The sequence below is a fragment of the Enterobacter sp. MGH119 genome, assembly GCF_001037675.1.
GTDB lineage: Bacteria > Pseudomonadota > Gammaproteobacteria > Enterobacterales > Enterobacteriaceae > Enterobacter > Enterobacter hormaechei_C.
The window spans coordinates 1,924,727-1,948,007 of record NZ_KQ089929.1; the positions used below are offsets into that span (position 1 = coordinate 1,924,727).

Here is a 23,281-nt window from a genome sequence, read left to right on the forward strand (position 1 = left end):
AAAGCGGCGGAGGATATCCCCCGCCGCTAAAGGCATAACTCTACTCAGGAGCGATTACTTGCCTTTAATCTCATACAGTGGCGTCTGGCCTGCAACTACCTGCCCCTGCGCCTGGATCACCAGACCGCTGAAGTCGTCGATGTTGCTGCACACGACCGGGCTTATCATGGAGCTCGCGTTGGCATTCAGGAAGTCCAGATCCATTTCCAGAATCGGCTGGCCTGCCGCCACTTCAGCACCCTCTTCCACCAGGCGAGTAAAGCCCTGGCCGTTCAGCGCAACGGTATCGATACCCATATGGACAACGATCTCCGCGCCTTTTTCCGTTTCCAGGCAGAACGCATGGTTGGTGTTGAAGATTTTCACGATAGTACCGGCAGCCGGAGAGACCACAGTTTTGTCCGTTGGTTTCACCGCCACGCCGTCACCGACCGCTTTGCTGGCGAACGCTTCGTCAGGCACCTGTTCAAGCGCAACAACGTCACCTGTCACCGGAGAAACCAGCGCAGCGATGGTCACCGCGTTTGGCACAGCCTGCGGTTTTGCAACCGGCGCGTCAGCCACTGGCGCGTTATCCGTTGAGGCGGCAGCTACCGGCCCACGGGCAACCACTTTTTTCATTTCATCGCCGATAGATTCGGCTTTCGCACCCACGATAACCTGGATGGTTTGTTTGTTCAGTTTCACCACACCAGACGCACCCAGGCGTTTGCACATTGCATCGCTTACGCGCGCGGAGTCACCTACGGTCAGACGCAGACGGGTAATACAGGCATCGATCGCTTTCAGGTTGTCGGTGCCACCCACAGCGGCAATGTAGCTGGTTGCCAGTTGGGTTAAACCCTCTTCGGTATTGCTGTTGGCTTCACTGGTCACAACATCATCTTTCGTATCTTCGCGGCCAGGCGTCTTCAGGTTAAACATACGAATAACCGCGCTGAACAGAACGAAGTAGATAACGAAGAAGATCAGGCCCATCACCATCAGGATCCAGACGTTGCTGCTTGCCGCCGGCAGGTTGTACATCAACACATAGTCGATGGCGCCTGCGGAGAAGGAGAAGCCAGCATGGATACCCAGAAGGGTGGCGACGAACAGGCTGATACCGGTCAGGATCGCATGCATCAGATACAGCAGCGGAGCCAGGAACATGAACAGGAATTCCAGTGGCTCGGTCACGCCGGTCAGGAAGGCGGTGATCGCAACGGACAGCAGCATCCCGCCAACCATTGGGCGACGCGCTTTCGGCGCAGCCAGGTACATTGCCAGCGCCGCGCCAGGCAGACCAAACATCATGATTGGGAAGAAGCCAGACATGAACATGCCCGCGGTGCCGTCGCCTGCGTAGAAGCGGTTGATATCACCGTGGAATACCGCGCCGGCCGCGTTGGTGAACTCACCAATCTGGAACCAGGCGATGGTGTTCAGTACCTGATGCAGACCGGTTGGGATCAGCAGACGGTTAATGAAACCGAAGATGCCCGCACCCATTGCGCCCGCAGACACGATCCACTCGCCACCCGCATGGATAGCATGCTGCACCGGTGGCCAAACGTAGCCAAAGATGGCGGCGAGGATCAGACAGAAAAAGCCCGTCGCAATCGGCACAAAACGTTTACCGCCGAAGAAGCTCAGGAAGTCAGGAAGTTTGATACCTGCCCAACGGTTGTACACGGCGCCACCCACCAGGCCAGTAATGATACCTGCCAGCACACCCATGTTGATTTCAGGATTGATGGTTACCATCGCTTTCGTGAGGATGAAGTAACCGACAGCCCCTGCCAGTGCCGCGGCACCCGCGCTGTCTTTTGACCAGCTTGACGCCACACCGATGGCGAAAATCAGCGCCAGGTTGTCAAAAATTGCGCCGCCTGCCTGGGCAATAAACGGCACGTTAAGAAGATCGGGTTGCCCGAATCGCAGCAGCAATGCTGCAACCGGTAGCACGGCGATAGGGAGCTGCAAAGCCCTACCGAGGCGCTGGAAAAAACCTAAAATATTCATCCTATTCCCCCTACGAGACCCTTTGTTAAGACTCGCGCATAAACTATGTTTTTATTGTGTCACGAACGATAGATACAGTTGATGATTCACTGGCAGTGTGAGTGTGTGAAAAATTAATTCGTATCGCAAATTAAACACCTATTTTTTGTGATTATTGTCACCAAATATCGTATTAAACCCTCCCTGTCACTGGCTAACGACGAAAACTTATTTTATCATTCAAAAAATCAAGACGGATTGATCCGGCCTGAAAGGTTCCAGGTTACGCTTAGTTCAGGTTGCACTAATCATCCGCCCACTTTTACTTAAACTTTAGAGGTGAATAATGAGACTGATTCCCCTGGCAACAGCTGAACAAGTCGGAAAATGGGCTGCTCGTCATATCGTTAATCGCATCAACGCGTTCAAACCAACAGCCGATCGTCCTTTCGTTCTCGGTCTTCCAACCGGCGGCACGCCCCTGACCGCTTATAAAGCTCTGGTTGAAATGCACAAAGCGGGCCAGGTTAGCTTTAAACACGTTGTGACCTTCAACATGGACGAATATGTCGGCCTGCCAAAGGAACATCCGGAAAGTTACCACAGCTTTATGCACCGTAATTTCTTCGATCACGTTGATATTCCGGCTGAAAACATTAACCTGCTGAATGGAAACGCGCCTGATATTGACGCAGAATGCCGTCAGTATGAAGAAAAAATCCGTTCCTACGGTAAAATCCACCTGTTTATGGGCGGCGTAGGCAACGATGGTCATATCGCGTTCAACGAACCGGCATCTTCACTGGCTTCCCGTACCCGTATTAAAACGCTGACCCATGATACGCGCGTGGCTAACTCCCGCTTCTTTGACGGCGACGTCAATCAGGTGCCTAAATACGCGCTGACCGTGGGCGTGGGCACGCTGCTGGATGCCGAAGAAGTGATGATTCTGGTGCTGGGCGCGGTGAAAGCGCAAGCGCTTCAGGCTGCCGTTGAAGGCAACGTGAACCATATGTGGACGATCAGCTGCTTACAGCTGCATCCAAAAGCGGTTGTCGTGTGTGACGAACCGTCCACCATGGAGCTGAAAGTGAAAACGCTGAAATACTTCAACGAGCTGGAAGCTGAGAACATCAAAGGTCTGTAATTGAATAACCGCCTCTTTTATCCGGGGCGGTCGCTTTTTTTAACCGGGGGTCGATATGTACGCTTTAACCCACGGTCGGATTTATACCGGCCATGAAATTCTGGATGACCATGCGATTGTAATCGCCAATGGCCTGATTGAACGTGTTTGCCCGCTGGCGGAACTGCCGCCGGAGATCGAACAGCGTTCACTCAATGGAGCTGTAATCTCCCCCGGTTTCATCGACGTACAGCTTAACGGCTGCGGCGGTGTCCAGTTTAACGATACCGCAGAAGCGGTGACGGTTGAAACGCTGGAAATTATGCAGAAAGCCAACGAGAAATCGGGCTGCACCAGCTATCTGCCAACGCTGATCACCAGCAGCGATGACCTGATGAAACAGGGTATCCGCGTCATGCGCGAATACCTGGCAAAACATCCGAATCAGGCGCTGGGCCTGCACCTGGAAGGGCCTTGGCTGAATATGGTCAAGAAAGGCACCCATAACCCAAACTACGTGCGCAAACCGGATGCCGAGCTGGTTGATTACATGTGCGCCAATGCCGATGTGATCACCAAAGTGACGCTGGCCCCAGAAATGACCGGCACGGACGTTATCAGCAAACTGGCCGCCGCCGGGATTGTGGTATCTGCGGGCCATTCGAACGCGACGCTGAAAGAGGCGAAGGCCGGTTTCCGCGCAGGCATTACATTTGCCACACACCTTTATAACGCGATGCCCTATATTACTGGCCGCGAACCGGGACTGGTTGGCGCAATTCTGGATGAACCAGACGTCTACTGCGGCATTATCGCCGACGGCTTGCATGTCGATTACACCAACATCCGCAACGCCAAACGCCTGAAAGGCGACAAGCTCTGCCTGGTGACGGATGCTACCGCTCCGGCAGGAGCGAATATTGACCAGTTCATTTTTGCTGGTAAAACAATATACTACCGGAATGGACTGTGTGTGGATGAGAACGGCACGCTGAGCGGTTCTTCTCTGACGATGATCGAAGGGGTACGTAACCTCGTTGAACATTGCGGCATCGCGCTTGAGGAAGTGCTGCGCATGGCCACGCTTTATCCGGCGCGCGCCATTGGCGTCGATAAACAGCTCGGTGGTATTGCGCCAGGTATGGTTGCAAACCTGACGGCGTTCACACACGATTATAAAATTATTAAGACCATCGTTAATGGTAACGAGGTCGTCACTGAGTAAGTAAAAGTATGACACCAGGCGGACAAGCTCAAATCGGTAATGTCGATCTCGTTAAACAACTTAACAGCGCGGCAGTTTATCGCCTGATTGACCAGCACGGGCCAATCTCACGCATTCAGATAGCCGAACAAAGCCAGCTTGCTCCCGCCAGCGTGACAAAAATTACACGTCAGCTTATTGAGCGCGGCCTGATCAAAGAAGTCGATCAGCAGGCCTCCACCGGGGGCCGCCGCGCGATTTCCATCGTCACGGAAACCCGCAATTTTCAGGCCATTGGCGTTCGCTTAGGACGTCATGACACCACTCTTACGCTCTACGACCTGAGCAGCAAGGCCATTGCCGAAGAGCATTACCCCCTTCCTGAGCGCACGCAGGAGACGCTTGAACATGCGTTACTGAATACCATTGCGCAGTTTATCGAAAGCTGTCAGCGCAAGATCCGTGAACTCATCGCCATCTCGGTGATTTTGCCCGGCCTGGTTGACCCGGAAAGCGGCGTTATTCGCTACATGCCGCATATTAAGGTAGAGAACTGGGGGCTGGTTGAGGCGCTGGAAAAGCGCTTCAAGCTGACCTGCTTTGTTGGTCACGATATTCGCTCGCTGGCGCTGGCGGAGCACTACTTTGGTGCGAGCCAGGACTGCGAAGACTCTATTCTGGTGCGCGTTCACCGTGGTACAGGTGCGGGCATCATCTCGAATGGCCGCATTTTTATTGGTCGTAACGGTAACGTAGGCGAGATTGGTCATATCCAGGTGGAACCGCTTGGCGAGCGTTGCCACTGCGGTAATTTTGGCTGTCTTGAAACCGTTGCCGCCAACGCCGCCATTGAACATCGCGTTCGCCATCTGCTGGAGCAGGGTTACCAGAGCCGCGTCACGCTGGACGATTGTAAGATCGGCGCCATCTGCAAAGCGGCAAACAAAGGCGATGCGCTGGCCTGCGAAGTGATCGAACAGGTAGGACGCCACCTGGGTAAGACCATCGCCATTGCCATCAACCTGTTTAATCCGCAAAAGGTGGTGATTGCCGGCGAGATCGTTGAAGCCGAAAAAGTGTTACTGCCCGCCATTGAAGGCTGCATCAATACCCAGGCGCTGAAGGCATTTCGCCAGAATTTGCCGGTGGTGCGATCTACGCTCGATCACCGCTCGGCAATTGGCGCATTCGCCCTGGTAAAACGTGCCATGCTGAACGGGATCCTGCTGCAACATTTGCTGGAATCCTGATCGGATCTTATAGTAACGCCTTCTTTTTTTGATGTCGGATTGTCCATGACCATTAAGAATGTAATTTGTGATATCGACGGCGTGCTGATGCACGACAACGTTGCCGTGCCGGGTGCTGCGGAGTTTATTCACCGCATCATCGATAAAGGAATGCCACTGGTTCTTCTCACGAACTACCCTTCACAGACTGGTCAGGATCTGGCAAACCGCTTTGCTACTGCGGGCGTCAACGTCCCGGACAGCGTGTTTTATACCTCTGCGATGGCGACCGCGGATTTCCTGAAGCGTCAGGAAGGCAAAAAAGCCTATGTGGTTGGTGAAGGTGCGCTGATCCACGAGCTGTATAAAGCGGGCTTCACCATCACCGACGTGAACCCGGACTTTGTCATCGTGGGCGAAACGCGCTCCTTTAACTGGGAGATGATGCATAAGGCAGCCTACTTTGTCGCCAACGGTGCGCGTTTTATCGCCACCAACCCGGACACGCACGGTCGCGGTTTTTATCCCGCCTGCGGTGCGCTGTGTGCCGGTATCGAAAAAATCTCGGGCCGTAAGCCGTTTGTTGTCGGTAAACCGAGCCCGTGGATTATCCGCGCCGCACTGAATACGATGCAGGCACACTCAGAAGAAACCGTCATTGTGGGCGACAACCTGCGTACCGATATTCTTGCTGGCTTCCAGGCGGGGCTTGAAACCATCCTGGTGCTTTCTGGCGTTTCACAGCTTGATGACATTGATACGATGCCGTTCCGGCCAAGCTGGATTTACCCCTCTGTCGACGAAATCGACGTTATTTGATTCAGAACCACGCCTCAGGGCGTGGTTTTTCATTTCTGCTGTCTGAAAACATCACTTCATCTAACGAAATCAGCTCTTCATTGAGAAATCATCAATAGAATCGCTTAAGGCATACTCTTTTTTTAAGATTCGGCAATTGCCATTGCACTTTTTACGTTTTCATCGGTAAAACGCTTGCGCCCCCTCCCCTTTTTGCGGCATTTTCATAAGCAAGCAACATCACAACGCAACAGGGTTAACGGAGAAGGTTATGTGTTCTATTTTTGGCGTACTGGATATTAAAACTGACGCGGGCGAACTGCGTAAAAAAGCACTCGAATTGTCCCGCCTGATGCGCCATCGCGGTCCGGACTGGTCAGGCGTTTACGCCAGCGATAAAGCGATTCTGGCTCACGAACGTCTCTCCATTGTTGATGTCAACGCTGGCGCACAGCCGCTGTATAACGAGAAAAAAACGCACGCGCTGGCTGTTAACGGTGAAATTTACAACCATCAGGCGCTGCGCGCTGAGTACGGCGATCGCTACGCGTTTCAGACCGGCTCAGACTGCGAAGTGATCCTGGCGCTGTATCAGGAGAAAGGCCCGGAGTTCCTCGACGACCTGCAAGGTATGTTCGCCTTCGCCCTGTACGACAGCGAAAAAGACGCTTACCTGATTGGCCGCGACCATATTGGTATTATCCCGCTGTACATGGGACACGATGAACACGGTAACTTCTACGTTGCCTCAGAGATGAAAGCCCTGGTACCGGTATGCCGCACCATCAAAGAGTTCCCGGCAGGTAGCTACCTGTGGAGCCAGGACGGCGAGATCCGCCCGTACTACCAGCGCGACTGGTTTGATTATGAAGCGGTGAAAGACAACGTGACGGACAAAGCGGAACTGCGTCAGGCGCTGGAAGAGTCAGTGAAAAGCCACCTGATGTCAGATGTCCCCTACGGTGTACTGCTCTCCGGCGGTCTGGACTCCTCCGTGATCTCCGCGATCACCAAGAAATTCGCCGCACGTCGCGTGGAAGATCAGGAGCGCTCTGAAGCCTGGTGGCCACAACTGCACTCCTTTGCCGTGGGTCTGGAAGGGGCACCTGACCTGAAAGCCGCCCAGGAAGTGGCGAACCATCTTGGCACGGTGCACCATGAAATTCACTTCACCGTACAGGAAGGTCTGGATGCGATCCGCGATGTGATCTATCACATTGAAACCTATGATGTGACCACCATTCGCGCCTCCACGCCGATGTATTTGATGTCGCGGAAGATCAAAGCGATGGGCATCAAGATGGTGCTCTCCGGCGAAGGTTCTGACGAAGTGTTTGGCGGTTACCTCTATTTCCACAAAGCGCCAAACGCCAAAGAGCTGCATGAAGAAACGGTGCGTAAGCTACAGGCGCTGCACATGTTTGACTGCGCGCGCGCCAACAAAGCGATGTCCGCCTGGGGTGTGGAAGCCCGCGTGCCGTTCCTCGATAAGAAATTCCTCGATGTGGCGATGCGCATCAACCCGCAGGACAAAATGTGCGGCAACGGCAAAATGGAGAAACATATCCTGCGTGAATGTTTTGAATCCTACCTGCCGGCGAGCGTGGCGTGGCGTCAGAAAGAGCAGTTCTCCGATGGCGTAGGCTACAGCTGGATCGACACCCTGAAAGAGGTGGCGGCGAAACAGGTTTCTGATCAACAACTGGAAACTGCGAGCTTCCGTTTCCCGTACAACACGCCAGCCTCGAAAGAGGCGTATTTGTACCGTGAGATCTTTGAGGAGCTGTTCCCGGTTCCAAGCGCAGCCGAGTGCGTACCGGGTGGTCCTTCGGTCGCCTGCTCTTCTGCTAAAGCAATTGAATGGGATGAATCCTTCAAAGCGATGAACGATCCGTCAGGACGCGCGGTGGGCGTTCACCAGTCTGCTTATAAATAATGTCCAGACTATAATCAGGCCCTCCGGGGCCTGATTTTTTTGCCTCTCTTTTCCCGGCATAAAATCGATTAATAACCAATAATTGTCGAATATTCGGCCTCGCTGTTCGCAACCTAACCAAACAGTCACATTCCGGCTATTTTCATTGAAAAAGGTGTTGACGCTGCAAGGGTCTATACGCATAATGCGCCCCGCAACGCCGATAAGGTAACGCGAAAAAAAGATGGCTACGTAGCTCAGTTGGTTAGAGCACATCACTCATAATGATGGGGTCACAGGTTCGAATCCCGTCGTAGCCACCATCTTTTTTGCGGGAGTGGCGAAATTGGTAGACGCACCAGATTTAGGTTCTGGCGCCGCAAGGTGTGCGAGTTCAAGTCTCGCCTCCCGCACCATTCCCAGGTAAGCGTTGCACGGATGGGGTATCGCCAAGCGGTAAGGCACCGGTTTTTGATACCGGCATTCCCTGGTTCGAATCCAGGTACCCCAGCCATATTTCTTCGATCATGCGGTTCTCCGCGGTATTGGGGTATCGCCAAGCGGTAAGGCACCGGTTTTTGATACCGGCATTCCCTGGTTCGAATCCAGGTACCCCAGCCATCGAAGATTGCAGTACTGGCTACGTAGCTCAGTTGGTTAGAGCACATCACTCATAATGATGGGGTCACAGGTTCGAATCCCGTCGTAGCCACCATATTTACGTTATCGAATAAGATTCGGTAAACTGAACATTGTTGGGGTATCGCCAAGCGGTAAGGCACCGGATTCTGATTCCGGCATTCCGAGGTTCGAATCCTCGTACCCCAGCCACTTTAAAGTCGTTAAGCAGTTTGTTTAACGCAATTGGGGTGTCGCCAAGCGGTAAGGCTCTGGTTTCTGATACCAGCATTCCGGGGTTCGAATCCCTGCACCCCAGCCACTTTAAACAAACAAGCCCGCTCTGCGGGCTTTTTTGTTTTTGTTGTTCAGAATAGTGCGGCCTGATGCCTTCACCCTAACCCTCTCCCACGGGGAGAGGGAATAAAGATCAGAGTCCGAGGGCGTACTTCAGGGCCTGACGCTTCAGACCACCGGCACGTTCCGCTGCCATCAATCCAATATTGCGCACTATACGCACCGGACCAACATCATTGCTGAACCCGGCATAGAACAGATCCATCCCCGACTGCATAATGAAGTTATCCGCCATACGGCGCGTCTGGTAGCGCTTCAGAACCTGATGGCTGGCCCAGGCTTCCGCGTGGGCGCGAGCGTTACCCAGCACATCCAGTAACGCATCGACGTCACGGTATCCCAGATTCACCCCCTGCCCCGCCAGCGGATGAATGGTGTGCGCCGCGTCCCCCACAAGCACCAGTCCTTCACGGGCATACTGCAACGCATGGCGTCGCATCAGCGGGAATGCGCCGGCGGCAACCGGGGTCACGTTGCCCAGACGGCTCGGGAAGTGCTGGCGGATTTCGCGCTGCAACTGATCCATGGACAGCCCCTGCAACTGTCGAATGCGCGCCGGTTTGTCGTACCACACCAGCGAAGCCCAGTTATCAAACAGCGGTAAGAATGCATGCGGGCCGTTCGGCGTAAAATGCTGCCAGGTGCTTTCGCCCGGCGCGTTTGCTGACTGAACGGTGATCAGCATGCAGGACTGCTGGTACTGCCAGGCATGGATCCCAATGCCTGCCATCTGCCTGACCTGCGAGTTCGCGCCATCCGCCCCCACCACCAGCTTCACGGCCAGCTCATCGTCGTTGTCCAGCGTCAGGAGATACCCGCCCTCATGACGATGCAGGCCTTTCAGCGAGTCCGGCACGCGCAGCGTCACCTTCGGGTGCGCCTCCAGCGCCTGCCAGAGTGCCTGCTGGAGCACGTTGTTTTCCACCATATAGCCCAGGCGCGGCAGTTTCAGCTCGGCGGCATCAAACGACACGTGAGCATTTTCCCACTCCCAGGTTTCGAGACGGCTGTAAGGATGCGCGCGCATCGCCAGCACCGCCTCCCAGACGCCCAGCCCGCGAAGCAGATCAACAGAGGCCGCGCTGATGGCGGAAATACGCACGTCCGGTTGGCTGGCAGGATCGAATGCCGGCGGAGCCGCCTGTTCAATAACGGTTACGTCAAATCCCTGCTGCGCCAGCCCCAGCGCCAGTGCGCCGCCGACCATACCGCCGCCAACAACGGCAACTTCGGTGTTCAGGAGTGTCATGGTCACTATTCCTTATTGAAGAATGCCTTAAGTTTACCGGATTTTTGCGGCCCTGAGGTTGACAACCTTCATACTGGTCACAACCGCACCAAAGCATTACAATACGCGGCTTGCAATCCTGAGCTGAGCAAGTCGATGACTAAAAAACTCCATATAAAAACCTGGGGCTGTCAGATGAACGAATACGATTCATCGAAGATGGCCGATCTGCTGGATACCACCCACGGATACCAGCTGACTGAAAATGCGAAAGAAGCCGATGTGCTGCTGCTGAACACCTGTTCAATTCGTGAAAAAGCACAGGAAAAAGTCTTTCATGTGTTAGGCCGCTGGAAGCTTCTCAAACGGAAAAATCCGGACCTGATCATTGGCGTGGGTGGCTGCGTCGCATCGCAGGAAGGTAAGCTGATCCGCCAGAGAGCCCCCTATGTGGATATCGTTTTTGGCCCTCAGACCCTGCACCGCCTGCCAGAGATGATTAATCAGGTTCGCGGCAGCCGTAGCCCGGTGGTTGACGTGAGCTTCCCGGAGATCGAGAAATTTGACCGTCTGCCAGAGCCGCGCGCTGATGGCCCGACCGCCTTCGTCTCCATCATGGAAGGCTGCAACAAATACTGTACTTACTGCGTGGTGCCTTACACCCGCGGTGAAGAAGTGAGCCGCCCGGCAGACGATATCCTGTTTGAAATCGCGCAGCTTGCCGCGCAGGGCGTTCGCGAAGTGAACCTGCTGGGGCAGAACGTGAACGCCTGGCGCGGGGAAAACTACGACGGCACCACCGGCAGCTTTGCTGAACTGCTGCGTCTGGTGGCGGCGATTGACGGCATCGACCGCATTCGCTTTACCACCAGCCATCCGATGGAATTTACCGACGACATTATTGACGTCTATCGCGATACGCCAGAGCTGGTGAGCTTCCTGCACCTGCCTATCCAGTGCGGCTCTGACCGCGTGCTGAACCTGATGGGTCGTCCACATACGGTGCTGGAGTATAAGTCCACCATCCGCAAGCTGCGTGAAGCGCGCCCGGATATCCAGATTAGCTCCGACTTTATCGTCGGCTTCCCTGGCGAAACCGCTGATGACTTCGAGCGCACCATGAAGCTCATCGGCGAGGTGAATTTCGACGTCAGCTACAGCTTTATCTTCTCTGCGCGCCCGGGCACCCCTGCGGCCGATATGGTTGATGATGTACCGGAAGAAGAGAAAAAGCAGCGTCTGTATATTCTACAGGAGCGTATCAACCAGCAGGCCAACGCCTGGAGTCGTCGCATGCTCGGCACTGTCCAGCGTATTCTGGTGGAAGGCACCTCCCGTAAGAGCATCATGGAACTGTCTGGTCGAACCGAAAATAACCGCGTGGTGAATTTTGAAGGCACCCCGGACATGATCGGTAAGTTTGTGGACGTCGAGATTGTCGAAGTGCTCACGAACTCGCTGCGCGGGAAGGTGGTACGCACTGAGGACGAAATGGGTCTGCGAATTGCACAGACTCCGGAATCCGTTATCTCTCGCACCCGCAAGGTCAACGACTCTGGCGTAGGTATTTACCAGCCGTGATCCTCCTGGCCTGCCTGTCCGGCAGGCCTTGTATTTCCTCTCATCACCCCCAATATCTACCGCAACGCTTGCGCCTTTATTCTGTGGCGTGAATAATTTCGGTAATGACCGTTTTATTACGCCGTGTGGCCACAGGTCAGTTAACCAATTAAAGAGGAACAGTTTGAACATAGATACGCGTGAAATTAGCCTTGAGCCCGCAGACAACGCTCGCCTGCTGAGCCTGTGCGGGCCGTTTGATGACAACATCAAACAACTGGAGCGACGTCTGGGTATCGAAATCAATCGTCGCGATAACCATTTCAAACTCACCGGACGCCCAATCTGCGTCAACGCCGCGGCAGATATTCTCCGCAGCCTGTATGTTGATACCGCCCCGATGCGCGGTGAGATCCAGGATATTGAACCTGAACAGATCCACCTGGCCATCAAAGAGGCGCGCGTGCTTGAGCAGAGCGCGGAGAGCGTGCCGGACTATGGCAAAGCCATCAACATCAAAACTAAACGCGGCGTGATTAAGCCTCGTACCCCGAACCAGGCGCAGTACATCGCCAATATTCTCGACCATGACATCACCTTCGGCGTGGGCCCGGCGGGTACGGGTAAAACCTATCTGGCCGTTGCTGCTGCGGTCGATGCGCTTGAGCGTCAGGAGATCCGCCGTATCCTGCTGACCCGCCCTGCTGTTGAAGCCGGTGAAAAACTGGGCTTCCTGCCGGGCGATCTGAGCCAGAAGGTCGACCCGTATCTGCGCCCGCTGTATGACGCGCTGTTCGAAATGCTCGGCTTCGAGAAAGTTGAAAAGCTCATCGAGCGTAACGTGATTGAAGTGGCCCCGCTGGCCTACATGCGTGGCCGTACGCTTAACGACGCGTTCATCATTCTGGATGAGAGCCAGAACACCACTATCGAACAGATGAAGATGTTCCTGACGCGTATTGGCTTTAACTCGAAAGCGGTGATCACCGGTGACGTCACCCAGATTGACCTGCCGCGTAACACCAAATCGGGTCTGCGTCACGCCATCGAAGTCCTGGCCGAGGTAGAGGAAATCAGCTTCAACTTCTTCCACAGTGAAGACGTGGTACGCCATCCGGTGGTCGCGCGTATCGTTAACGCTTATGAGGCCTGGGAAGAGGCAGATCAGAAGCGCAGGGCCGAACTGGCCGCAGAACGTAAGCGCGAAGCGCAGGAGCATGAACAGAAATGAGTCAGGTGATCCTCGATTTACAGCTGGCCTGTGAAGATAATTCCGGCATGCCAGAAGAGGCACAGTTTCAGAAATGGCTGGATGCCGTTATCCCCCAGTTTCAGGAAGAATCAGAGGTCACGATTCGCCTGGTGGATGAAGCAGAAAGCCATGAGCTCAACCTGACCTACCGCGGGAAAGATAAGCCGACCAACGTGCTCTCTTTCCCGTTCGAAGCCCCTCCGGGCATTGAGATGCCGCTGCTGGGCGATCTGATCATCTGCCGTCAGGTGGTTGAGCAGGAAGCCAAAGAGCAGCAAAAGCCGCTGGAAGCGCACTGGGCACACATGGTGGTGCACGGTAGCCTGCATCTTCTGGGTTACGACCATATTGAAGATGACGAAGCGGAAGAGATGGAATCCCTCGAGACAGAGATAATGCTTGCTCTGGGCTATGAGGATCCGTACATTGCCGAGAAAGAATAGTCAGTCACTGACTACCATGCCGCCGCGCAGGGACATAGCGCGGCGGTTAACGTTGAACTAACAAGAGAACCCTTAACAAACGCCATGAGCGACGACAATTCACACAGTAGCGACACGACAACCACTAAAAAGGGATTTTTCTCCCTCATTCTGAACCAGCTTTTCCACGGCGAACCGAAAAACCGTGATGAACTGCTGGAGCTGATTCGTGATTCCGGGCAGAACGACCTTATCGACGAAGATACGCGCGAAATGCTCGAAGGGGTGATGGACATCGCCGACCAGCGCGTCCGCGACATCATGATCCCCCGCTCGCAGATGATTACCCTGAAACGCAACCAGACGCTGGACGAGTGCCTCGATGTGATTATCGAATCGGCTCACTCACGTTTCCCGGTCATCAGCGAAGATAAAGATCACATTGAAGGGATTTTGATGGCGAAAGATCTGCTGCCGTTTATGCGCAGCGATGCCGAAGCCTTCAGTATGGAAAAGGTGTTACGCCCGGCCGTGGTTGTGCCGGAAAGTAAGCGTGTGGATCGGATGCTGAAGGAGTTTCGCTCCCAGCGCTATCACATGGCGATTGTTATTGATGAATTTGGTGGCGTTTCCGGTCTGGTCACAATCGAAGACATCCTTGAGCTGATCGTGGGCGAAATCGAAGACGAGTATGACGAAGAAGAGGATATCGACTTCCGTCAGCTGAGCCGCCACACCTGGACCGTGCGCGCGCTGGCCTCCATTGAAGACTTCAACGATACCTTTGGCACCAGCTTCAGCGATGAAGAAGTGGACACCATTGGTGGTCTGGTGATGCAGGCCTTCGGCCATCTTCCGGCCCGCGGTGAAACCGTTGACATCGATGGTTACCAGTTCAAGGTCGCAATGGCTGACAGCCGACGTATTATTCAGGTTCACGTCAGAATGCCGGACGACTCACCGGTGCCAAAACTGGAAGATTAATGTAAATGGCATTTGCCCCACTCTTTGAACGCCAGCGCGTCCGTTTGCTGCTGGCGCTGTTACTCGGAGCCAGCGGTACGCTGGCTTTTTCTCCTTACGATATCTGGCCAGCCGCTATTCTCTCCCTGATGGGGCTACAGGGGCTTACCCTGAACCGTCGTCCGGTACAGGCCGCGGCCATCGGCTACTTCTGGGGGCTGGGACTGTTTGGCTCTGGTATCAACTGGGTCTACGTCAGTATCGCGCAATTTGGCGGAATGCCGGGGCCGGTTAACGTCTTCCTGGTTGTGCTGCTCGCCGCCTATCTTTCGCTCTACACTGGCCTGTTCGCGGGCATCCTGTCTCGCCTGTGGCCAAAAACGACCTGGCTGCGCGTGGCGATAGCGGCACCCGTTGTCTGGCAAATCACCGAATTTCTGCGCGGCTGGGTACTGACCGGCTTCCCGTGGTTGCAGTTCGGCTATAGCCAGGTAGACGGCCCGCTGAAAGGCCTGGCCCCGGTCATGGGCGTGGAAGCCATCAACTTCCTGTTGATGATCGTCAGCGGCCTGCTGGTGCTGGCCCTGGTGACACGTAACTGGAAGCCGCTGGTTGCCGCGTTAATCCTGTTTGCCCTGCCCTTCCCGCTGCGTTATATCCAGTGGTTTACGCTGGAGCCCGCGCGCGCCACGCAGGTTTCTCTGGTCCAGGGCGATATCCCGCAGTCCCTGAAATGGGATGAGAATCAGCTGCTGAACACGCTGAAAATCTACGCCAACGCCACTGAAAAGGTGATGGGCAAATCGCAGCTCATCATCTGGCCTGAGTCTGCGATCCCAGACCTGGAGATCAATCAGCAGCCCTTCCTGAAGATGATGGACGATCTGCTGCGCGCACGCGGCAGTACGCTGATCACCGGAATTGTGGATGCGCGTCTCAATCAGCAGAACCGCTATGACACGTACAACACGATCATTACGCTCGGTAAGGGCAGCGAATACAGCTATACCTCCACCAATCGTTACAACAAAAACCACCTTGTACCGTTTGGCGAATTTGTTCCGCTGGAGTCTATTCTGCGCCCACTGGCACCGTTCTTTGATTTGCCGATGTCCTCATTCAGCCGGGGCCCTTACGTTCAGCCGCAGCTGCATGCGCACGGTTTTGCCCTGACGGCCGCCATTTGCTACGAGATTATCCTCGGCGAGCAGGTGCGCGATAATTTCCGCCCGGACACCGACTATCTGCTGACCATCTCAAACGATGCGTGGTTCGGTAAATCGATTGGTCCGTGGCAGCACTTCCAGATGGCGCGAATGCGTTCTCTGGAGCTGGCGCGTCCGTTGCTGCGCAGCACCAATAACGGCATTACCGCCGTGATTGGTCCGCAGGGTGAAATCCAGGCCATGATCCCGCAATTTACCCGTGAGGTGCTGACTACTAACGTCACGCCAACTACCGGGCTCACCCCTTACGCGCGCACCGGGAACTGGCCGCTGTGGATTTTGACCGTGCTGTTCGGCTTTGGCGCAGTGCTGATGAGCCTGCGTCAGCGTCGTAAATAACCTTACCTTCTGTTGCCGGGTGGCGGCTACGCCTTACCCGGCCTGCTCTCCGGCGCCGGCGCCACCCGACAATTTCCTCCCAAACTTCAATTCTGGCACGCCTGTTGCTTTGTTTAATTACATCAACGCTGTCTGGCTTAACGTGCAACCTTGTCGCACCAGCGTAGATCATCGGTAGCACCGAAATGGTGCAACGAGGGATTATTGCCTCTGAATGGTGCGGCGCGCTTCGCAAAAATAAACAATAACGCAGCAAAATCTTTACATTAAGCCAGACTAAATGTTAACAAGCTTGCATAACACTGCACTCGCATTGCGCGAGATATAACAACATCACAATGGGTATCTATGCGTCACTGGCGCTGATAAGAAAGGAGTTGGGTATGCAATTACGTAAACTGGCCACAGCAATGCTGGTTATGGGAATGTCTGCGGGGGTTGTCCACGCTGAAGACGCTCCGGCAGCAGGAAGCACTCTCGACAAGATTGCCAAAAACGGCGTGATCGTGGTCGGCCACCGTGAATCTTCTGTCCCGTTCTCTTACTACGACAACACGCAAAAAGTCGTGGGCTATTCACAGGATTACTCCAACGCCATCGTTGAAGCCGTGAAGAAAAAGCTGAACAAACCTGACCTGCAAGTGAAGCTGATCCCCATCACTTCACAGAACCGTATTCCTCTGCTGCAAAACGGCACATTTGATTTTGAATGTGGCTCAACCACCAACAACCTTGAGCGTCAGAAACAGGCCGCTTTCTCGGACACCATCTTCGTTGTGGGCACCCGCCTGCTGACAAAGAAAGGCGGCGACATCAAAGATTTTGCTGACCTGAAAGGCAAAGCGGTTGTCGTGACCTCCGGTACCACGTCCGAAGTGCTGCTGCACAAGCTGAACGACGAAAAGAAAATGGACATGCGCATCATCAGCGCGAAAGACCATGGCGACTCCTTCCGTACCCTGGAAAGCGGCCGTGCCGTCGCGTTTATGATGGATGACGCTCTGCTGGCAGGCGAGCGCGCCAAGGCGAAGAAACCAGACAACTGGGAAATCGTCGGTACCGCCCAGTCGAAAGAAGCCTACGGCTGTATGCTGCGTAAAGGTGACGAGGACTTCAAGAAACTGATCGATGACACCATCGCTCAGGCGCAAACCTCCGGCGAAGCGGCAAAATGGTTCGACAAATGGTTCAAGAACCCAATTCCACCAAAAAACCTGAACATGAACTTTGAACTGTCTGACGACATGAAAGCGCTGTTCAAATCACCAAACGACAAAGCTCTTAACTAATTAGAACGACAGGGGCGGGATCTCCTGCCCTCTCGATTGTCGGGAAGCATGGACAGACTATACGTTGAGTGGTCGTTCCCCACTCAGCGCAAAAATTGAGCTTCTCACCAATCTTCGAGGGTAGCGCTGCTACCCTTTTTTTTCTGGAGTTTACTATGTCAATTGACTGGAACTGGGGCATCTTTCTGCAACAAGCCCCGTTCGGCAACACCACCTATCTCGGCTGGCTGTGGAGCGGCTTTCAGGTTACCGTTGCGTTATCGATAACGGCGTGGATTATCGCGTTTCTTGTCGGTTCGCTGTTCGGTATTCTGCGTACCGTCCCTAACCGTTTTCTCTCTTCAATTGGCACGCTCTATGTGGAACTGTTCCGTAACGTTCCGCTGATCGTGCAGTTCTTTACCTGGTATCTGGTGATCCCGGAACTGCTGCCGGAAGATCTCGGCATGTGGTTTAAGGCCGAGCTGGATCCTAACGTACAATTTTTTGTCTCCTCTATGCTGTGTCTGGGGCTGTTCACCGCTGCGCGCGTCTGCGAGCAGGTACGTGCCGCCATACAGTCACTGCCGCGCGGGCAAAAGAATGCGGCACTGGCGATGGGCCTGACTCTGCCTCAGGCCTACCGTTACGTACTGCTGCCGAACGCTTACCGCGTCATCGTTCCGCCGATGACGTCCGAGATGATGAACCTGGTAAAAAACTCGGCTATCGCCTCAACCATTGGTCTGGTAGATATGGCGGCGCAGGCGGGCAAACTGCTGGATTATTCCGCTCACGCATGGGAATCCTTCACGGCGATCACGCTCGCCTATGTTCTGATTAACGCATTCATCATGCTGGTGATGAACCTGGTTGAACGCAAAGTACGCCTGCCGGGCAATCTGGGGGGCAAATAAATGTACGATTTTGACTGGAGTTCCATTGTTCCCTCCATGCCCTATCTGCTGGATGGACTGGCAATCACCTTAAAGATCACCGTTATCGCCATTATCGTCGGTATTGTCTGGGGCACCCTGCTGGCAGTGATGCGCCTGTCGAGCTTTAAGCCGCTCGCCTGGTTTGCCACGGCTTACGTTAACGTGTTCCGCTCCATTCCACTGGTCATGGTGCTGCTGTGGTTTTATCTGATTGTTCCCGGCTTTTTACAGAACGTACTGGGACTGTCGCCAAAGACCGATATCCGCCTGATCTCTGCCATGGTGGCGTTTTCCATGTTTGAAGCCGCCTACTACTCAGAGATCATCCGCGCCGGTATTCAGAGTATCTCGCGCGGGCAGTCCAGCGCTGCGCTGGCGCTCGGTATGACGCACTGGCAGTCTATGAAGCTCATTATTCTGCCGCAGGCGTTTCGCGCCATGGTTCCGCTGCTGCTGACGCAGGGCATCGTCCTGTTCCAGGATACCTCCCTGGTCTACGTGCTGAGCCTGGCAGACTTCTTCCGTACCGCCTCCACCATTGGCGAACGTGACGGAACGCAGGTTGAGATGATCCTCTTCGCGGGCGGGGTCTATTTTGTGATTAGTTTAAGCGCATCGCTGTTGGTCAGCTGGCTGAAGAAAAGGACGGTATAATGATTTCCCTGAAAAATGTTTCTAAATGGTATGGGCACTTTCAGGTGCTGACCGACTGCTCAACAGAAGTGAAAAAAGGCGATGTGGTGGTGGTATGCGGTCCGTCCGGTTCCGGTAAGTCCACGCTTATCAAAACCGTTAATGGGCTGGAACCTGTCCAGCAGGGCGAGATTGTCGTTAACGGCACCAAAGTGAATGACCGCAAAACCAACCTTGCCCAGCTTCGCTCCCACGTAGGGATGGTGTTCCAGCATTTTGAGCTGTTCCCTCACCTCTCCATCATTGAGAACCTGACGCTGGCGCAGGTGAAAGTGCTGAAGCGCGACAAAAAAGCGGCGCGCGAAAAGGGCCTGAAGTTGCTGGAACGCGTCGGGCTGTCTGCACATGCGGATAAGTTCCCGGCGCAGCTTTCGGGCGGCCAACAGCAGCGTGTGGCAATCGCGCGTGCGCTGTGCATGGATCCGGTGGCTATGCTGTTTGATGAGCCGACGTCCGCGCTCGATCCTGAGATGATCAACGAAGTGCTGGACGTCATGGTGGAGCTGGCGCACGAAGGGATGACCATGATGGTGGTGACGCACGAAATGGGCTTCGCCCGTAAAGTGGCCAACCGCGTGATCTTCATGGACGAAGGGAAAATTGTTGAAGACTCACCAAAAGAAGAGTTCTTCGCAAATCCTAAATCTGAACGTGCAAAAGACTTCCTCGCCAAAATCCTGCATTAATCTTTTTAGTGCGCAATCTGCGGATTGCGCACTGCTTCACGCTTTAGATCTCTTTTTCTATTCGGCGTCACATCGCAGCGTTAACCTTGTCACAAATAATGCTGAGAATGGAGAACGCTATGGCACAGCCAATTATTCTCGACTGCGATCCGGGTCATGATGACGCGATCGCACTCGTCCTTGCTCTTGCTTCCCCTGAACTGGACGTAAAAGCTGTCACCTCCTCCGCCGGAAACCAGACGCCGGATAAAACCTTGCGAAACGTGTTGCGCATGTTGACGCTGCTGAAACGCACCGATATTCCTGTCGCAGGTGGTGCCGTTAAGCCGCTGATGCGCGAGCTGATCATTGCGGATAACGTTCACGGTGAAAGTGGGCTGGATGGTCCGGCGCTGCCGGAGCCGGATTTCGCACCGCAAAACTGCACTGCCGTCGAGCTCATGGCGAAGGTGCTGCGTGAGAGCGCAGAGCCCGTGACGCTGGTGGCGACCGGCCCGCAGACCAACGTTGCGCTGCTGCTGAACAGCCATCCTGAACTGCACAGCAACATCGCCCGTATCGTCATCATGGGCGGGGCAATGGGGCTGGGGAACTGGACGCCAGCAGCAGAGTTCAACATCTTCGTTGACCCGGAAGCCGCGGAAATCGTCTTCCAGTCGGGCCTGCTGATTGTGATGGCGGGGCTGGACGTTACCCACCGCGCACAAATTATGGTGCAGGACATCGAACGATTTCGTACTGTGGGTAACCCGGTTGCAACGACCGTGGCAGAGCTGCTCGATTTCTTTATGGAGTATCACAAAGCCGAGAAGTGGGGCTTCCACGGCGCCCCGCTGCATGACCCATGCACCATCGCCTGGCTACTGAAGCCGGAAATGTTTACCACGGTCGAGCGTTGGGTTGGTGTGGAAACACAGGGGAAATATACCCAGGGAATGACGGTGGTGGACTATTACTCGCTAACGGGAAACAAGCCGAATACCACGGTGATGGTGGATATCGATCGGGAAGCGTTTGTGGATTTGCTGGCGGAGCGGCTGGCTTATTATATGTAGTCCGAAAAAACAGTACATTATTGGGCATTTTAGGCGGTTCTGCTGCCTAATGCCCTTATCATGCCTCCCTCATACTAAAAACTTCATTAAATAAAACAAGCAAGAAAAAACAGAACGCTTTTATTTGATAATAGCTAAACCATTAGCCCCACCCATTTGTCACAATTATTATTACTTGCTACTGATTCACTCCTCAAATAAAAACAATGAATTCTTTTATGGATACTTTCAAAAGTGAGATAAACATCACTTTGCTTGGCAAGGACATGTTCGATGATCGAATGAACATAGCAAGGGAGCACGTTATGTATTACAGCGAAGAAATTATTAAGCAACCTGGAACTGACAAAGAGCTAGCTGTGCGGTTAGATAAAGCGTTAATAGGCGTTAAAGAAGGTGTACAATATTATGTAAATGGTCTTGGCGATGCCACAACACGCTTACTTTATTATACATCCTGTCTTACAGAAAATTATCAAGATGTTTGTAAAAAACTTGGTTCTGAAGATGTCAGATTTATTTGCGCTCTATATGAACTAGTCAAACATAGAAATGTTATATTTCGAATGTTGAATATATATATAGAAACCCTCTTAAAAAATAAAAGCGATGTAGAAAAGAAAACAATCCTTGAAAACTTAACGCCATTCGCCAAAAACTATCCCATTAAATACATTTCAAAAATGGTTTGATTTACTTTATAACATCATATATATGCTACGGAAACAAAATGAATTTATCTGTTCAGAATGCATTAATGAAAAAATAGGAAGCAGAGTTGGGTGGGTCATAGGAGGATTGAATATTTATGGGATTGTACAACGTGCTGCTGATAGCGCAGATAATCTAAAAAATTTCTGCCCAATATTTTATAACGCCTTATATAGAGAGGGGTTAGAAATGATGTATTTCTTGATCGAACCCATGATCATGAAGTCTTGCTATCTAAATATTAGCACAGCATCTGATGAAGAAATTGTCAGAGCACTTAAGAGAATGATGTGAAAATGCTTAATTTGATGAATAATCTATTAAGAAGATGTATCAGGCGTTTTTATAATAGTATCAAAGATGATTGCATCAACAATATTATAGGCTGTGCAATAATTTTCCTTATAGCCATAATCTCCATTTTGGTTTCTATTTTTGTCGATAATAACAAAATTGCATTTGGAATTATCGCCTTGATAGTAACACTGACATTTTCACTAATATTTTTTTACAACGGAAAAGAATGAAATGACTATCCCGGCACATATTTGGCTCATCGATGACAATGGCTCACCTTTGATAGGAGAGTGTTTAATGCCATCACGATTGGGTTCCACTGAGCTTAAGTCCTTTAATCATTCGGTATGGATTCCTACAGACCATAATACAGGGAAACTGACTGGAACACGTCTTCATGTACCGATTAGATTTAAAAAAGAGATAGACCGGCTCACACCCTATCTATTCAGAGCCGTATGCGAAGGAAGAATACTGAAAGAAGCTTTAATAAAAATGTATAAAATTAATGATGCAGGAATAGAACTGGAATATTTCAATATAAAGCTGGAAAATGTAAAGATAACTCAAATCTCCCCCGTTCTATTTCCAGTAGGTATTGCAAGTAAGCATATGGAAGAAGTTGAAATTCGCTATGAGTCTATAGAATGGAAGTACACTGAAGGAAACATAATGTACAAAGACTCGTTGAATGAAAGGGTCACAGCCTAAAGAGGGTGGAAATCTTTCGGGAAACGTTTGGATATTTACTGGCGGAGCGGCTGGCTTATTATTCTGCGGCCTGATGCCCTCACCCCGACCCTCTCCCACAGGGAGAGGGTGCAAACAGTTTTGCTTTTACCTACGGCTCAAACGGCCGACGCTGGAACTGGTCGTGCCCGCACTTCGGACACAGCGACAACACCTCCGGCGTATAAACGGCGATATGGTGGTGGCACTTCTCACACACCAGGTTCCCCAGCCCCACTACTTCGCCGCTGTGATAGACACCGTGGTGGTTTAAATCCTGGAACACCTCGCGCCACTCCAGCTGAGTTTTATCGGTAATATCCGCCAGCTCCTGCCACAGGCTCTCTTTAATTACCCGCATAAAAACACTGTCGGCGATCTCGTCCTGGCTCTCTTCATAGCTTCGCGCGAACTCCTCCAGGTCGCGGCGCACGGCGCGCGTTACCTCTTCCACTTCGGTTCGCGTTAACTCACCCGTTTGCGTCACGCGTGCGCGTGCCTGTTCGACCAGCGCGTCGATATCACGCTCGCCGTTACGCAGCCGTTCCGTCAGAGTCGCTACCAGTTCACGGTAAAATTGAGCAACCTTGTTCATCATTTTGCCTCCCGGGTAAGTAACTGTCTCTAATAATAGACCTTATTTCGTCGCCGCTTTGTCAGGTGAAGCACAGACCCGGTAAATTC

Annotated in this window: 20 protein-coding genes and 7 tRNA genes; 24 read left to right on the top strand and 3 right to left on the bottom strand. The window is 53.1% G+C overall.

The window, feature by feature from the left end; all coding sequences use genetic code 11:
• Positions 1 to 54 precede the first annotated feature (54 nt).
• On the bottom strand, positions 55 to 2,004 hold the full coding sequence (nagE, locus tag SK53_RS09160; RefSeq protein ID WP_048209124.1) for a PTS N-acetyl glucosamine transporter subunit IIABC: 1,950 nt from the start codon (positions 2,002 to 2,004) through the stop codon (positions 55 to 57).
• A 325-nt stretch (positions 2,005 to 2,329) separates the two neighbouring features.
• Here nagE and nagB point away from each other — a divergent pair, with 325 nt between their 5' ends.
• The 12 genes from nagB to SK53_RS09220 all read left to right on the top strand — a co-directional run bounded on the left by nagB (position 2,330) and on the right by SK53_RS09220 (position 9,195).
• Entirely contained in the window at positions 2,330 to 3,130 is an 801-nt protein-coding gene (gene nagB / locus SK53_RS09165; protein ID WP_003858663.1) for a glucosamine-6-phosphate deaminase, read from the top strand.
• Between the two features lie 55 nt (positions 3,131 to 3,185).
• Positions 3,186 to 4,334 carry an N-acetylglucosamine-6-phosphate deacetylase gene (gene nagA, locus SK53_RS09170; protein ID WP_003858664.1) on the top strand — a complete coding sequence of 383 codons (1,149 nt, stop codon included), beginning with the start codon at positions 3,186 to 3,188 and terminating at the stop codon, positions 4,332 to 4,334.
• A gap of 8 nt (positions 4,335 to 4,342) precedes the next feature.
• Positions 4,343 to 5,563 carry a DNA-binding transcriptional regulator NagC gene (locus SK53_RS09175; RefSeq protein WP_017694286.1) on the top strand — a complete coding sequence of 407 codons (1,221 nt, stop codon included), beginning with the start codon at positions 4,343 to 4,345 and terminating at the stop codon, positions 5,561 to 5,563.
• Between the two features lie 45 nt (positions 5,564 to 5,608).
• Positions 5,609 to 6,361 carry a ribonucleotide monophosphatase NagD gene (gene nagD, locus SK53_RS09180; RefSeq protein ID WP_048209126.1) on the top strand — a complete coding sequence of 251 codons (753 nt, stop codon included), beginning with the start codon at positions 5,609 to 5,611 and terminating at the stop codon, positions 6,359 to 6,361.
• Positions 6,362 to 6,611: 250 nt separating this feature from the next.
• Complete coding sequence (gene asnB / locus SK53_RS09185; protein ID WP_003858669.1) at positions 6,612 to 8,276, top strand: asparagine synthase B; 1,665 nt, start codon at positions 6,612 to 6,614, stop codon at positions 8,274 to 8,276.
• A 225-nt stretch (positions 8,277 to 8,501) separates the two neighbouring features.
• Positions 8,502 to 8,578 (top strand) — tRNA-Met (locus tag SK53_RS09190).
• An 8-nt stretch (positions 8,579 to 8,586) separates the two neighbouring features.
• Positions 8,587 to 8,671, top strand: a tRNA-Leu gene (locus SK53_RS09195).
• Positions 8,672 to 8,694: 23 nt separating this feature from the next.
• Positions 8,695 to 8,769, top strand: a tRNA-Gln gene (locus tag SK53_RS09200).
• A gap of 32 nt (positions 8,770 to 8,801) precedes the next feature.
• Positions 8,802 to 8,876, top strand: a tRNA-Gln gene (locus SK53_RS09205).
• Positions 8,877 to 8,893: 17 nt separating this feature from the next.
• Positions 8,894 to 8,970, top strand: a tRNA-Met gene (locus tag SK53_RS09210).
• Positions 8,971 to 9,011: 41 nt separating this feature from the next.
• A tRNA-Gln gene (locus SK53_RS09215) sits at positions 9,012 to 9,086 on the top strand.
• Between the two features lie 34 nt (positions 9,087 to 9,120).
• Positions 9,121 to 9,195 (top strand) — tRNA-Gln (locus SK53_RS09220).
• Between the two features lie 108 nt (positions 9,196 to 9,303).
• Here SK53_RS09220 and ubiF read toward each other — a convergent pair.
• Positions 9,304 to 10,479 (bottom strand): 3-demethoxyubiquinol 3-hydroxylase, encoded by a 1,176-nt coding sequence (gene ubiF, locus SK53_RS09225; protein WP_047054208.1) that lies wholly within the window; start codon positions 10,477 to 10,479, stop codon positions 9,304 to 9,306.
• A 135-nt stretch (positions 10,480 to 10,614) separates the two neighbouring features.
• Here ubiF and miaB point away from each other — a divergent pair, with 135 nt between their 5' ends.
• The 12 genes from miaB to SK53_RS09290 all read left to right on the top strand — a co-directional run bounded on the left by miaB (position 10,615) and on the right by SK53_RS09290 (position 22,579).
• Positions 10,615 to 12,039 carry a tRNA (N6-isopentenyl adenosine(37)-C2)-methylthiotransferase MiaB gene (gene miaB / locus SK53_RS09230; RefSeq protein ID WP_003858672.1) on the top strand — a complete coding sequence of 475 codons (1,425 nt, stop codon included), beginning with the start codon at positions 10,615 to 10,617 and terminating at the stop codon, positions 12,037 to 12,039.
• Between the two features lie 163 nt (positions 12,040 to 12,202).
• Positions 12,203 to 13,249 carry a PhoH family protein gene (locus SK53_RS09235; protein ID WP_003858674.1) on the top strand — a complete coding sequence of 349 codons (1,047 nt, stop codon included), beginning with the start codon at positions 12,203 to 12,205 and terminating at the stop codon, positions 13,247 to 13,249.
• Positions 13,246 to 13,713, top strand: a complete 468-nt coding sequence (ybeY, locus tag SK53_RS09240) for an rRNA maturation RNase YbeY (RefSeq protein ID WP_003858677.1) — start codon at positions 13,246 to 13,248, stop codon at positions 13,711 to 13,713. Before SK53_RS09235 ends, ybeY begins: the two co-directional genes overlap by 4 nt.
• A gap of 84 nt (positions 13,714 to 13,797) precedes the next feature.
• The gene (gene corC, locus SK53_RS09245; RefSeq protein ID WP_003858679.1) at positions 13,798 to 14,676 is read left to right on the top strand and encodes a CNNM family magnesium/cobalt transport protein CorC; all 879 of its coding nucleotides are present in this window, start codon (positions 13,798 to 13,800) and stop codon (positions 14,674 to 14,676) included.
• A 5-nt stretch (positions 14,677 to 14,681) separates the two neighbouring features.
• Entirely contained in the window at positions 14,682 to 16,220 is a 1,539-nt protein-coding gene (gene lnt / locus SK53_RS09250) for an apolipoprotein N-acyltransferase (protein WP_023315631.1), read from the top strand.
• A 383-nt stretch (positions 16,221 to 16,603) separates the two neighbouring features.
• A complete protein-coding gene (locus SK53_RS09255) occupies positions 16,604 to 17,509 on the top strand; it encodes an amino acid ABC transporter substrate-binding protein (RefSeq protein ID WP_003858681.1) in 906 nt (301 codons plus the stop codon).
• Between the two features lie 155 nt (positions 17,510 to 17,664).
• On the top strand, positions 17,665 to 18,405 hold the full coding sequence (gltJ, locus tag SK53_RS09260; RefSeq protein WP_015571133.1) for a glutamate/aspartate ABC transporter permease GltJ: 741 nt from the start codon (positions 17,665 to 17,667) through the stop codon (positions 18,403 to 18,405).
• Entirely contained in the window at positions 18,406 to 19,080 is a 675-nt protein-coding gene (gene gltK / locus SK53_RS09265) for a glutamate/aspartate ABC transporter permease GltK (RefSeq protein ID WP_003858686.1), read from the top strand. It begins immediately after the preceding gene.
• Entirely contained in the window at positions 19,080 to 19,805 is a 726-nt protein-coding gene (locus SK53_RS09270; protein ID WP_006809622.1) for an amino acid ABC transporter ATP-binding protein, read from the top strand. The genes gltK and SK53_RS09270 overlap by 1 nt, the downstream gene beginning before the upstream one ends.
• Before the next feature lie 119 nt (positions 19,806 to 19,924).
• Complete coding sequence (rihA, locus tag SK53_RS09275; RefSeq protein WP_048209129.1) at positions 19,925 to 20,860, top strand: pyrimidine-specific ribonucleoside hydrolase RihA; 936 nt, start codon at positions 19,925 to 19,927, stop codon at positions 20,858 to 20,860.
• A 218-nt stretch (positions 20,861 to 21,078) separates the two neighbouring features.
• A complete protein-coding gene (locus SK53_RS23910) occupies positions 21,079 to 21,552 on the top strand; it encodes a hypothetical protein (RefSeq protein ID WP_064590481.1) in 474 nt (157 codons plus the stop codon).
• 547 nt (positions 21,553 to 22,099) lie between these two features.
• Positions 22,100 to 22,579, top strand: coding sequence for an Hcp family type VI secretion system effector (locus SK53_RS09290; RefSeq protein ID WP_048209133.1), 480 nt, complete (start codon positions 22,100 to 22,102; stop codon positions 22,577 to 22,579).
• Positions 22,580 to 22,709: 130 nt separating this feature from the next.
• Here the strand turns inward: SK53_RS09290 and SK53_RS09295 are convergent, their stop codons facing one another.
• On the bottom strand, positions 22,710 to 23,192 hold the full coding sequence (locus tag SK53_RS09295) for a zinc ribbon-containing protein (protein ID WP_003858689.1): 483 nt from the start codon (positions 23,190 to 23,192) through the stop codon (positions 22,710 to 22,712).
• Positions 23,193 to 23,281: the final 89 nt, after the last annotated feature.